The 12,176-nt window shown below is 70.9% G+C and carries 12 protein-coding genes; 4 read left to right on the top strand and 8 right to left on the bottom strand.

Translation table 11 applies throughout. The features are described from left to right. Positions 1 to 35: 35 nt before the first annotated feature. The 3 genes from SCNRRL3882_RS33210 to SCNRRL3882_RS33200 all read right to left on the bottom strand — a co-directional run bounded on the left by SCNRRL3882_RS33210 (position 36) and on the right by SCNRRL3882_RS33200 (position 2,363). Positions 36 to 533: a GNAT family N-acetyltransferase gene (locus tag SCNRRL3882_RS33210; RefSeq protein ID WP_010045168.1), complete on the bottom strand. Its 498-nt coding sequence runs from the start codon at positions 531 to 533 to the stop codon at positions 36 to 38. A gap of 57 nt (positions 534 to 590) precedes the next feature. Next, positions 591 to 1,085: an RNA polymerase sigma factor gene (locus SCNRRL3882_RS33205; protein ID WP_010045169.1), complete on the bottom strand. Its 495-nt coding sequence runs from the start codon at positions 1,083 to 1,085 to the stop codon at positions 591 to 593. A gap of 87 nt (positions 1,086 to 1,172) precedes the next feature. Next, complete coding sequence (locus SCNRRL3882_RS33200) at positions 1,173 to 2,363, bottom strand: glycerophosphodiester phosphodiesterase (RefSeq protein ID WP_010045171.1); 1,191 nt, start codon at positions 2,361 to 2,363, stop codon at positions 1,173 to 1,175. Between the two features lie 404 nt (positions 2,364 to 2,767). Here SCNRRL3882_RS33200 and SCNRRL3882_RS33195 point away from each other — a divergent pair, with 404 nt between their 5' ends. Continuing rightward, positions 2,768 to 3,442, top strand: coding sequence for a lysophospholipid acyltransferase family protein (locus SCNRRL3882_RS33195; RefSeq protein ID WP_010045172.1), 675 nt, complete (start codon positions 2,768 to 2,770; stop codon positions 3,440 to 3,442). A gap of 64 nt (positions 3,443 to 3,506) precedes the next feature. Here SCNRRL3882_RS33195 and SCNRRL3882_RS33190 read toward each other — a convergent pair whose 3' ends face one another. The 5 genes from SCNRRL3882_RS33190 to SCNRRL3882_RS33170 form a co-directional block, all read right to left on the bottom strand. Continuing rightward, positions 3,507 to 5,042, bottom strand: a complete 1,536-nt coding sequence (locus tag SCNRRL3882_RS33190; protein ID WP_010045175.1) for an MFS transporter — start codon at positions 5,040 to 5,042, stop codon at positions 3,507 to 3,509. Then, positions 5,039 to 5,590, bottom strand: coding sequence for a TetR/AcrR family transcriptional regulator (locus SCNRRL3882_RS33185; protein WP_010045176.1), 552 nt, complete (start codon positions 5,588 to 5,590; stop codon positions 5,039 to 5,041). The genes SCNRRL3882_RS33190 and SCNRRL3882_RS33185 overlap by 4 nt, the downstream gene beginning before the upstream one ends. A 95-nt stretch (positions 5,591 to 5,685) precedes the next feature. After that, on the bottom strand, positions 5,686 to 6,657 hold the full coding sequence (locus SCNRRL3882_RS33180) for an aldo/keto reductase (protein WP_010045178.1): 972 nt from the start codon (positions 6,655 to 6,657) through the stop codon (positions 5,686 to 5,688). 151 nt (positions 6,658 to 6,808) lie between these two features. Beyond that, the gene (gene argH, locus SCNRRL3882_RS33175; protein ID WP_010045180.1) at positions 6,809 to 8,242 is read right to left on the bottom strand and encodes an argininosuccinate lyase; all 1,434 of its coding nucleotides are present in this window, start codon (positions 8,240 to 8,242) and stop codon (positions 6,809 to 6,811) included. Positions 8,243 to 8,290: 48 nt separating this feature from the next. Then, positions 8,291 to 9,508, bottom strand: coding sequence for an argininosuccinate synthase (locus tag SCNRRL3882_RS33170; RefSeq protein WP_010045181.1), 1,218 nt, complete (start codon positions 9,506 to 9,508; stop codon positions 8,291 to 8,293). A gap of 217 nt (positions 9,509 to 9,725) precedes the next feature. On the opposite strand from SCNRRL3882_RS33170, the gene SCNRRL3882_RS33165 reads away from it, so the two are divergent. The 3 genes from SCNRRL3882_RS33165 (at position 9,726) to SCNRRL3882_RS33155 (ending at position 12,066) form a co-directional block, all read left to right on the top strand. After that, complete coding sequence (locus SCNRRL3882_RS33165; RefSeq protein ID WP_102514895.1) at positions 9,726 to 10,676, top strand: hypothetical protein; 951 nt, start codon at positions 9,726 to 9,728, stop codon at positions 10,674 to 10,676. A 100-nt stretch (positions 10,677 to 10,776) separates the two neighbouring features. Continuing rightward, a complete protein-coding gene (locus SCNRRL3882_RS33160; protein WP_010045196.1) occupies positions 10,777 to 11,364 on the top strand; it encodes a pyridoxamine 5'-phosphate oxidase family protein in 588 nt (195 codons plus the stop codon). Between the two features lie 3 nt (positions 11,365 to 11,367). Next, positions 11,368 to 12,066, top strand: a complete 699-nt coding sequence (locus tag SCNRRL3882_RS33155) for a L,D-transpeptidase family protein (RefSeq protein WP_010045199.1) — start codon at positions 11,368 to 11,370, stop codon at positions 12,064 to 12,066. Positions 12,067 to 12,176: the final 110 nt, after the last annotated feature.

Here is a 12,176-nt window from a genome sequence, read left to right as displayed (position 1 = left end):
GCTCGCGCAGTTCCCCGCGCCCCTGGAGGGCAAGATCAAGCTGTCGCCGCGTAGGTACCGGCCGGCTTCTCCAGGACGATCATCGGTACGCCGTCCGCGCCCTCGGACGTGCCCACCGTTTGGTAGCCCACCTTGCGGTAGAGGCGGAGGTTGCCTTCGCTGCGGTGGCCGGTGTGGAGGCGGAAGCGGGTGGCTCCGTGCTGGTCGGCGAGGGCCGCTTCGGCGGCTCGGAGCAGGCGGGCGCCGATGCCGTGACCCTGGAGGCGGGGGTGGACGCAGAGCTTGCCGATCGCGGCGGCGCCGTCCTCGGTGACCGATCCGCGGACCGAGCCGACGACCTCGTCGCCGAGCCGGGCCACGAAGACGCAGTCGCGGGCGACCTCCTCGCGGACCGAGTCGAGGGTTTGGACGAGCGGGTCGATGCGGTAGTTGCCGTACAGCGCCGCCTCCGACTGGAAGCACAGGTATTGCAGCCTGAAGATCTGCTCCGCGTCCTGCTCGGCCGCCGCAGAGATGGTCACGCTCATGCCCATGTGCGCACGCCTCCCGCTCATCTGATCACCTATCGTTCCTCACTCCTATCCCCCTCCTCAGCGGGCCGCAACCTCCGGTGCGAGCAATCTCCGCAGACATCCCAGGCATCTGGAACGTTCCGGGCCAAGACTCCCCTGTGAGATACCCAACTCCCCTGCGATTTCCCGGTATGTCAGGTCCTCGGGAGAGAGCAGGGCCTCCATGAGCCGGGGGCAGCGCCCCGGGAGGCGGCGTACGGCCGCGCGCAGAGCACGGCCGCGGGCCGCGGCGAGGGCGAGCTGCTCGGGACCCCGGTCGCCGTCGTCGACCGGTTCGACGACGTACGGCCGTTCGAGGCGGCTCGTCCGGCGGGTGCGGCGCGCTTCCGAGCGGACGGCCCGGCGGAGCCATTCCTGCGGGTCGAGCGGCGGGCCCTCGGCGTCGAGGCGCTCCAGCAGACGGAGCCAGACCGCCTGCTCCAGGTCGCCCGCATCGGTTCCGGCGGCATATGCCTCCGCGGAGGCCTCGGCGGTGAGCAGCGGGCGCAGGGCGGTGACCAGGTCGAGCGTCATATGCGGAGCGACGCGGCCGCCCGGGCCAGGGTTGCCCGGGCGGCCGAAGCCCACTCGACCGGGGGGTGTGAGCTCACATGTTGACGCTCAGTCGCCGACGTAGTCCTCGCGGGCCAGCACGCCCGTGTCGGGCTGGTCGGTGAAGACGCCGTCGATGCCGGTCGCGAAGTACGCCTTGTACGCGCCGAAGACGTCACCGTAGGCGTCCGCGTCCGTGCCCTTGCGGAAGTTCGCGGGCAGGAAGGGGTTCTCGTTGCGCATCGTCCAGGGGTGCAGGATCAGACCCACCTTGTGCGCGTCCCGGACGAGTGCCGTCGGCTGCGTGAGGTTGCCCTTGGCGTCGCGCGGGATGATCAGGTCGAGGGTCGGGCCGATGCCCTGCGCGTAGGAGGCGATCTCCCGCAGACCGGCCGGCTTGACCAGGTCGGCGACGGTGCGCGGGTCGCCCGTCTCGACGAAGTCCCAGGGGCGGCTGTCCGCCGAGGACAGCAGGACGACCAGGGGGTTGTCGACGAGCTTGTTGAGCCGCTCGATGCTGGTCGGCTCGAAGGACTGGAGGATGACCGGGGAGGTGCGCCGGTCCTTGCGGTACTTGCGCAGCAGCTTGGCGACCCGCTCCTCCAGGGGGAGGCCCTGCTTGCGGAAGTAGGTGGGGTGCTTGAGCTCGGGGTAGATCCACACCTGCTTGCCGCGCTCGCGGGTCTGCTCGTCCTGCCACCGCAGGACCTCTTCGAAGGTGGGGATCTCCCACCGGCCGTTGTAGAGGGTGTTGTGCGGGCGGTTGGCCGGGATGCGCTCGATCGCCCGTAGGGTCTTCAGTTCGGCGAGCGTGAAGTCCTCGGTGAACCAGCCGGTGGTGGAGACGCCGTCGAGGAGCTTGGTCTTCTTGCGGTCGGCGAACTCGGGGTGGTCGGCGACGTCCGTGGTGCCGCCGATCTCCGGCTCATGACGGCAGACCAGGTGCCCGTCCTTCGTCGGGACCAGGTCGCCCGCCTCGACGATGTCGGCGCCCATGTCGAGGGCCAGCTGGTACGAGCCGAAGGTGTGCTCCGGGCGGTAGCCACTGGCGCCGCGGTGGCCGACGATCGTCGGCTTGGGCAGGCTCTTCAGCCCGCCCTGCCCGCCGTACCCGCCCTGCTCTCCGCCGGGCCGGGCGCCGTCGGCTCTCGCCGTGCCGGTCATGCCGAGGACCGCTCCCCCGGCGCCGAGGACCGCGGCGCCGAGCAGGGCCCGCCGTCCGGTTCCGCTCGTTTCCTCGTTCGGCCTCTGCGTTCCCATGAGCGCCCTCCCTGCGTCGGCTCGTCCGTGCGGGGCGATCGTACGGGCGCGTACATGACGGGTGGGAGACGCCGGGCGGAACACGTGGGTGACGACGGATGTCGTAGTGGCTGGTGGGGGCTGCGAACTGACGGCTCGTCGGCGGCGCGCCGGGTTCGGCGCGTCCGGGTGATTCGGCGCGGCGGTTCCGGGAACGCGTCCGATACGCCCGGGGAGCGACGTCCGTCACATGCGGCGGCCGGGTCACGCCCCCGTCCCCGGCGCGTCACCGCAGGTAAACACGCGTCAACAGTACGTAAGGCCTCGGTTAAGTCGCCGTGCCCGATGTGCGCGATCCCCGGGGCCGCGAGTATCGTCCTCACCTGCACAGACTCATACAGAATCCCTTGACACCGGAGGGTCCGTTGTCCCGCTTCGCGCTCATCAAGGCAGTGCTCGGCCCGATCATGCGCCTGATGTTCCGCCCTCAGGTGGAAGGTGCGGAGCACATTCCCGGCGACGGTCCGGTCATCCTGGCCGGCAACCACCTGACGTTCATCGACTCGATGATCCTGCCGCTGGTCTGCGACCGTCAGGTCTTCTTCATCGGCAAGGACGAGTACGTGACCGGGAAGGGCTTCAAGGGCCGGCTGATGGCCTGGTTCTTCACCGGCGTCGGCATGATCCCCGTGGACCGTGACGGTGGCCGGGGCGGGGTGGCCGCGCTGATGACCGGGCGCCGGGTGCTGGAGGAGGGCAAGGTCTTCGGCATCTACCCGGAGGGCACGCGGTCGCCCGACGGGCGGCTGTACCGGGGGCGTACCGGGATCGCCCGGCTCACGCTGATGACGGGGGCGCCGGTGGTGCCGTTCGCGATGATCGGCACGGACAGGATCCAGCCGGGTGGCGCGGGGCTGCCGCGGCCGGGGAAGGTCACGGTCCGGTTCGGTGAGGCGATGGAGTTCTCCCGGTACGAGGGGATGGACCGGGATCGGTATGTGCTGCGGGCCGTGACCGACTCGGTGATGAGCGAGGTCATGCGGTTGTCCGGGCAGGAGTATGTGGACATGTACGCGAGCAAGGCGAAGGAAGCGGCGTAGTTCTGCGGCTGCGGGTGTGTAGGGGCTGGCCGCACCCCCGTAGGGGGCACGTTCTCCGGCGGGCCTACGCGTGGTCCGCCCCGCCGCTCTCCAGCCGCTGCCCCCGCAGCAGGAACCACGCCGCCACCGCCGCGGCGAGCAGGACCGCCGCTCCGACGCCGGCCGCGAGGGCCAGGCCGTCGACGAACGACGTGCGGGCCGCGTCCAGCATCACCCCGGAGGTGTGCGCGGGCATGCTCGCGGCCGCCTCCACGGCACCGCCCAGCGACTCGTGGGCCGCGGCCGGTGTGCCCGCCGGGCCGGTGAAGTCGCGGTAGACGCCGGTCACGATGGAGCCGAGCACGGCGATGCCGAGGGCCGCGCCGAGTTCGTACGCCGTCTCGGACACGGCGGACGCGGACCCCGCCTGCTCCTTGGGCACGCTGGAGAGAATCACGTCGGCGGTCACGGTGAACGAGAGACCGGCTCCGACACCGACCACCAGCAGCGCGGCCCCGAGCAGCGGGTAGCCGGTGGACTGGCCGATCACCGTGAGCGCGGCCAGGGCGAGGCCGATCGCCGCGAGCCCTGCGGAGACGACGGCCCGTACCGAGAAGCGCCGGGCCGCCCGCCCCGCGAGCAGACCGGCCACCACCGCGCCGATCGCGGCGGGCAGTTCCGCCAGACCCGCCTCGAACGGACGCCGGCCCTGGACGAGTTGCAGGTACTGGGAGAGGAAGAACACCAGCCCGGACAGGCCGAGGATGGTCAGCAGGTCGGCCAGCACCGCCCCGCTGAAGCCGCGATTGCGGAACAGCCGCATGTCCAGCAGCGGGGCCGGGAGCGTGAGCTGCCGGCGCACGAACCCGTAGAGGGCGGCCGCGCCCAGCAGGCCCGCGGCCAGAGTGCCCCACGCGAAGCCGTGCGCGGCGACCTCCTTGACCGCGTACACGACACCGACCATGCCGACCAGCGACAGCACGACGCTGACCAGGTCCCAGGGACCGGGGTTCGCGGTGCGCGACTCGGGCAGCAGCTTGATCCCGACGAGGACCAGGACGGCCATCACGGGCAGGTTGATCAGGAAGACCGAGCCCCACCAGAAGTGCTCCAGCAGGAACCCGCCGACGATCGGCCCGACGGCCGTACCGGCGGAGGCGGTGGCGCCCCAGATGCCCACGGCGAGACTGCGTTCGCGCGGGTCGTGGAAGAGGTTGCGGATCAGGGCGAGCGTGGCCGGCATCAAGGTCGCGCCCGCCACGCCGAGCAGCGCCCGGGCGACGATCATCATCTCGGGCGTGCCGGCGTAGGCGTTGACCACGGATATCGCGCCGAACGCCGTGGCACCGACCAGCAGGATCCGCTTGCGGCCGATCCGGTCGCCGAGGCTGCCCATGGACACGAGCAGACCGGCGATGACGAACGAGTAGACGTCACCGATCCACAGCAACTGCGTGCCCGAGGGCTTGAGGTCCTCGCTGATGTAGGGGGTCGCGAGACCGAGGACGGTCGCGTCGACGGCCACCAGCAGCACGGCGAGCACGAGGACGCCGAGCGCGAGCCAGCGGCCCGGGCGCTTCACCGCCTCCGCTGTCTCGGCCGGCTGCAGGGTGCTGGTCATGATTCCTCTCTCCGTAGTGCGCCGCCGAGCAGCAGCTCGACGATCATGTGCTGGAAGTCCTTGGGGGCGCCCTTGCCGCTCTGCACCATCCAGGCGCCGGAGGCCAGCAGGCCGTAGAGCGCCTCGGTGAGCCAGGCCGGCGTGAGGTCGATACGGAACTCGCCGCTGAGCTGGCCGCGCCGGAACAGGGCGGAGATCCGCTCGTCGATCAGCGTCCAGCCCGCGTTCTGCTCCTCGCCCTCGAACAGCTGGTTCTCGGTGTAGAGGAACCCGAGCAGTCCGGCGGCGGGCTCGATGGCTCCGACCAGCCGGCGTACGGCCTCGCTCGCCGTGCCCTCGTCGAGCCGGGCGGCGTCCAGCGCGGCCTCGCATTCGGCGATGCCCAGCGACTCCAGCGCGCGGACGAGGGCGTCCCGCCCGGCGAAGTGGCGGTGCAGCGTGGCACGGCTGATCCCGGCTGCCTTCGCGACCTCGTCCATGGTCGCGGTGGCTTTGTGGGTCAGCAGGGCCGCGGCGGCGCGCAGCACATGGTCAGGATCGACAGCCATGAGACAACCATAACCCATATGAGACACAGATGTCTCATACTGGGCATGCGTGACTCACGGCTGCCGGTTCGCGGATGGGTGCGAAGGGGTGGTGATCAGTGCCAGGGCAGCTGCCCGCGCCGCTCCCAGTACACCTGCGGTTCCTCGACCAGCGTGGCCAGCCGGGTCAGCTGGTCGTCGTCGAGGTCGACGACCGCCGCGTGCAGGTTGGAGGCGAGCTGGTTGGTGGTGGCGGCGCCGGAGAGGACGACACCGGCCCAGGGCTGCCGCAGGACCACCGCCAGGGCGATGGCGTCGCAGCCCAGCCCGGCCTCCTCGGCGATCTCCTGCAGGACGTCCGGCGCGTGCGGTCCGGCGAGGCGGCCGTTGGCCATGCCCTCCTTGACGATCACGGTCAGGCCGGCGTCATGGGCCTCGGCGAGGGCGGGGGCGGCGGAGGTCTCCAGCGCGTTGTACGTGGACTGCACGGTACGGAAGAGGGGTTCGCCGTCGACCGTGACGGCGAGGGCGGCGCGGATCGCGTCCGCCTGGGCGGGACCGCTGGTGGAGAAGCCGATGGTGAGGCCCTGGGCGGCGGCTTCCGCGAGCTTCGCGTGCAGTTCCTTGTCGGTGAGGGCCGGGCTGTCCGGGGTCACCGAGTGGATCTGGTAGAGGTCGAGCCGGTCGCCGAGCAGGGCGTCGCTCTCGGCGCGCTGCCGTTCGTAGGTGGCGAGGGTGTGGTCCTTGACCTCGTGCGTCTCGGCGTCGGTGGACCAGTCGGCGGTGTAGGTGTAGCCCCATTTGCTGCCGACGACGATGTCGTCGTGGCCCGGGTGGGCCTTCAGCCAGTCGGCGAGGAACTCCTCAGAGCGGCCGTAGGAGCGGGCGGCGTCGAAGTAGCGGACGCCCTGGGCGTAGGCGGCGTCCAGGAGTTGGTGAGTACGCTCGCGCAGAGCGTCAACCGTGCGCTCGGCCGGCAGGTCCTGATCACGACCCAGATTGATGTAGCCGGGGCGTCCGACGGCGGCGAGGCCTAGGCCGATGTGGCAGGTGGGGGTTGTCGCTGTGGCCAGGCGGGCGAAGGGCATCCGGGGGCTCCGTTCGGTCGGCTGCGGCTTTCGACCAACGTAACCCCCGGGATGACCTTCGCCTCAGAGCTCGGGGCTCGCTGTGTTTCGGCGCGTGCGGGTGGCCTGTGGCTTGTCGCGCAGTTCCCCGCGTCCCCGCAGCGTGCTGCCCTCAGCTCTTCTTCTTGGCCAGAGCCCATTCGTGCTGGGCCGCCACGTCCGCCTTCACCTCTGCCAGTTGAACGGCCACCGCGCTCGGGGCCGTGCCGCCCCTGCCGTTGCGGGAGGCCAGGGCTCCGGGGACGTTGAGGACCGAGCGGACCTCCGGGGTGAGGTGGGACGAGATCTTCGCGAACTGCTCGTCCGTCAGCTCGTCCAGTTCCTTGCCCTCGGCCTCGGCGACCTTCACGCACTCGCCGGCGACCTCGTGGGCGACGCGGAACGGGACGCCCTGCTTGACCAGCCACTCGGCGATGTCAGTGGCGAGGGAGAAGCCGGCGGGGGCCAGTTCCTCCATGCGCTCCCGGTGGACGGTGAGCGTGGCCATCATGCCGGTGAAGGCCGGCAGCAGGATCTCCAGCTGGTCGATGGAGTCGAAGACCGGCTCCTTGTCCTCCTGGAGGTCGCGGTTGTACGCGAGCGGGAGGGCCTTGAGCGTGGCCATCAGGCCCGTCAGGTTGCCGATGAGGCGGCCGGACTTGCCGCGGGCCAGCTCGGCGATGTCGGGGTTCTTCTTCTGCGGCATGATCGACGAGCCCGTCGAGAACGCGTCGTGCAGGGTCACGAAGGAGAACTCCTTCGTGTTCCAGAGGATGACCTCCTCGGCGATCCGGGAGAGGTTGACGCCGATCATCGCCGTGATGAAGGCGAACTCGGCGACGAAGTCACGGGACGCCGTTCCGTCGATGGAGTTGCCCGAGCTGCCGTGCTCGAAGCCGAGGTCCTTCGCGACCGCCTCCGGGTCCAGGCCGAGGGAGGAGCCCGCCAGGGCACCCGAGCCGTACGGCGACACGGCCGTCCGCTCGTCCCACTGGCGCAGCCGTTCCGCGTCCCGGGACAGCGACTGGACGTGGGCGAGGACGTGGTGCGCGAAGAGGACCGGCTGGGCGTGCTGGAGGTGCGTGCGGCCGGGCATCGCCACGTCCGGGTGGGCCTCGGCCAGTCCGATCAGCGCGTCCTGGAGCTCGGCGATCAGGCCGCCGATCACCCGGGCGTGGTCGCGCAGGTACATGCGGAACAGGGTCGCGACCTGGTCGTTGCGGGAGCGGCCCGCACGCAGCTTGCCGCCGAGGTCGGGGCCGAGCCGCTCCAGCAGGCCGCGCTCCAGGGCGGTGTGCACGTCCTCGTCGGCGATGGTGCCCACGAAGGAGCCGTCGGCGACGTCCGACTCCAGCTGGTCGAGCCCGGCGATCATCCGGGTCAGCTCGTCCTCGGTGAGCAGGCCCGCCTTGTGCAGCACACGCGCGTGCGCGCGCGAACCGGCGATGTCGTACGGCGCGAGCCGCCAGTCGAAGTGGACGGACGCGGACAGCTTGGCCAGGGCCTCGGCGGGACCGTCGGCGAAACGGCCGCCCCAGAGCCGTACGTCACCGCTGTTGCTGCTCACTTGCGTTGCTCCTAGAGAGGTTCGGATGTGACGCGGACCTTTATATGCCTACGCCGGGTTCCCGTCGTGCTGCTTCCGCAGCTGACGCTGTGCCGCGATCTTCGAGGACAGGCTGTAGATGTCGATGAAGCCCTTGGCGGCGGACTGGTCGAAGGTGTCGCCCGTGTCGTAGGTGGCGAGGTTGAAGTCGTACAGCGACTGCTCGGAGCGCCGGCCGGTGACGACCGCGCGGCCGCCGTGCAGGGTCATCCGGATGTCGCCGGTGACGTACTGGTTCGCCTCGTTGACGAAGCCGTCGAGGGCGTGCTTGAGCGGGGAGAACCACAGGCCGTCGTAGACCAGCTCGCTCCAGCGCTGCTCGACGCCCCGCTTGTAGCGGGCGAGTTCGCGCTCGACGGTGACGTTCTCCAGCTCCTGGTGGGCGGTGATCAGCGCCATCGCGCCCGGAGCCTCGTAGACCTCACGCGACTTGATGCCGACGAGCCGGTCCTCGACCATGTCGATCCGGCCGATGCCCTGGGCTCCGGCGCGCTCGTTGAGCTGCTGGACGGCCTGGAGGACGGTGACGGGCTCGCCGTCGAGGGCGACCGGCACGCCCTCCTCGAAGGTGATGACCACCTCGTCGGCCTCGCGCGCGACGGCCGGGTTCTGGGTGTACTCGTAGATGTCCTCGATCGGCCCGTTCCAGATGTCCTCGAGGAATCCGGTCTCGATGGCGCGGCCGAAGACGTTCTGGTCGATGGAGTACGGCGACTTCTTGGTGGTCGCGATCGGCAGGCCCTTGGCCTCGCAGAAGGCGATGGCCTTGTCGCGGGTCATGGCGTAGTCGCGGACCGGGGCGATGCACTTCAGGTCGGGGGCGAGGGCGGCGATGCCGGCCTCGAAGCGGACCTGGTCGTTGCCCTTGCCCGTGCAGCCGTGGGCGACGGTCGTGGCGCCGTGCTTCCGGGCGGCTGCGACGAGGTGCTTGACGATCGCCGGCCGGGACAGGGCGGAGACCAGCGGGTAGCGGTCCATGTAGAGGGCGTTGGCCTTGATCGCCGGGAGGCAGTACTCCTCGGCGAACTCGTCCTTGGCGTCGGCCACTTCGGCCTCCACGGCGCCGCATGCGAGGGCGCGCTTGCGGATGACGTCCAGATCCTCGCCGCCCTGGCCGACGTCCACCGCGACCGCGATGACCTCGGCGCCCGTCTCCTCGGCGATCCAGCCGATGGCGACGGAGGTGTCAAGACCGCCGGAATAGGCGAGTACGACGCGCTCGGTCACGGGTTCTTCTCCTCATACTGCTGACACTGACCTGCATGATTATGCAGACCTCTGCATGATTCGTCAATGCATCTCGGATCGAGGGCCCGATTCCGGCCATGCCGAGACGACTTTGCAGCTCCTTTGAACGCGGGAAACCGCTTACGCGTACCTCTCGCCGAACGCAGGCGCCGCGTTTCGACACCGACGATCCCCCGACCCCTAGTGAGGCATCCGCATGTCCAGGGCTCTTCCGAAGTACAACAAGCGTCGCGTCGGCTTCATCGGCGGCGCCGCCGCGGTGGCACTGTCCGGCACGGTGATCGCCGGCTTCGCCCTCGCCGGGGAGACGCCCGGGAGCGGCGGGACGAACGCCCGGACGCTGGCGGGTCCCGGCACCATCACGTGCCCGGACGTCACCGGCCAGCTGCCGGCCGTCCCCGCCTCGGCGCAGGCGGAGGTCGACCGCAACCTCGCCCAGCTCGACACCCAGATCCAGGAGGCCAACAAGCGCCTCGTCGACACCGTCGGCCAGGGCGGGCCCAACTTCGTCCAGAACGCCATCCTCGGCCCGTTGGAGGACAAGCGCGTCGCCGCCCTGAACCGCATCGAGACCGCGATCGGGCGTGCCGCCGAGAAGCCGGAGGGGCTGGAGGCCTTCGCCGCCTGCCAGCTCAACGCCGACGGCGGCGCCGGAGCGGGCGAGGCCGCGGGCGGAGAGGCGGGCGCCGGCGAGGAGGCCGGTGCGGGCGCTGAAGCCGGTGCGGGCGCCGGCGCCGAGGCCGGTGCGGGTGCCGAGGCCGGTGCGGGTGCCGAGGCCGGTGCGGGCGCCGAGGCCGGTGCGGGCGCCGAGGCCGGTGCGGGTGCGGGTGCGGGCGAGGCGGGGAACGCCGGTGCCGGCACGATCAGCTGCCCGGACGTCGCCTCCCAGCTGCCCGCGATCCCGGCCTCCGCCCAGGCCGAGGTCGACCGCAACCTGGCGCTGCTGGACACGCAGGTCGCGGAGGCCAACAAGCGCCTCGTCGACACCGTCGGCCAGGGCGGACCCAACTTCGTCCAGAACGCCATCCTCGGCCCGCTGGAGGACAAGCGGATCTCCACCGTCAACCGCATCGCCACGGCCATCGGCCGCACGGCCGAGAAGCCGGCCGGTCTGGACTCCCTGGCTGCCTGCACGCTCACCAAGTGAGGTGACAGGCGCTGTGGCCGCCCCGTGTGAGCGCCGGCCGGGGCGGCCACGGGTCCCGCAATTCCTTAGACAGTCAAAAGACTGCGCCATAATCGATGGCATGGGAAAAACTCATGAGCGCATAGAAGGCCGGCTCCGCTCGTTCATCGAGGCGCAGCCGGTCTTCTTCACCGCCACCGCTCCCCTGTCCGCCGACGGCACGGTCAACCTCTCCCCCAAAGGCCTCAAGGGCTCGTTCGCGGTGCTCGACGACCACACCGTGGCCTACCTCGACTTCGCCGGCTCCAACGCCGAGACCATCGCCCACCTGCGGGAGAACGGGCGGATCACCCTGATGTGGTGCGCCTTCCAGGGCCCGCCGAACATCGTCCGGGTGCACGGCCGCGGGGAGCCGGTCTTCCGCGACGACCCCCGTTTCGGGGAGCTGCTCGGCCACTTCCCGGACATCGACCCGGCACAGCACGGGCTGCGCGCGATCATCGTCGTCACGGCCGAACTCGTCCGCGACACCTGCGGCTACGCCGTGCCCTTCATGGCGTACGAGGCGGACCGCGACCTGCACGGCAGGCGTTTCGCCCGCGAGGACGACGCCTCGCTCAGCGAGTACTTCACCAAGAAGGAGCACATCGCGACCAGCCTGGACGGACTACCCGGGCTGCCGTTGCCGCTGCCGCCCTCTACGGTCTGAGGCATGCGCCCCGGTGCCGTAGCCCTCGCCGTCTCCGGCCTCGTCGTGCTCGGCGCCGGGCCGCCCGCGCCCTCGCCCCCGCTGCCGGCCCGGATGACGGACACCGGCGGCGGCACCCAGCTGATCACCGCGGTGGCCCCGAGGGCGGCCTCGACGAGGGGCACGGTCACCTGGTGGGACCTCAGGGACGGGCGGTGGGTGCGGGCGGGTTCCGCGCCCGCACGTTTCGGAGCGAACGGGCTGGCAGAAGGCGCGTCCCGCAAGCAGGGCACGAACACGACACCCACGGGTCTGTACGGGCTGCCGTACGCCTTCGGCATCAGGGCGGCACCGCGCGGGACGGCGTACCCGTACCGCCGGGTGCACCGGGACTCCTGGTGGTGCCAGGACAACGACTCCCGCTCCTACAACCGCTGGACCGAGCCCCGGGCGGCCGACTGCCGGGCCGCGGAGTCCGAGCACCTGATCAGCTACGGCGAGCGGTACGCGCACGCGCTCGTCATCGGCTTCAACTACGCGCGTCCCGTGCGGGGACGCGGCGCGGGCATCTTCCTGCATGTCGTCGGGCGGGGAGCGACGGCCGGCTGTGTGTCCGTGCCGAAGGACGCGATGCGGACGATCCTCACCTGGGCCGACCCGGCGAAGCGCCCCCACATCGCCGTCGGGACGGCGACCGGGGCCACCGCCGTCACCCGCTACTAGGGCACGGGCGCGCCTGAGTGTTACCACCGGTCACTTCCGTGCGCACAGCCGCGCACACGACTCGGTGCACGGCTGAACACTCCCGTGTCCCGGCACGTATCTGTGGGCCA

Source organism: Streptomyces chartreusis NRRL 3882 (assembly GCF_900236475.1).
In the GTDB taxonomy this organism is placed as follows: Bacteria; Actinomycetota; Actinomycetes; order Streptomycetales; family Streptomycetaceae; genus Streptomyces; species Streptomyces chartreusis_D.
This window is presented reverse-complemented; position numbering and strand designations above follow the sequence as displayed.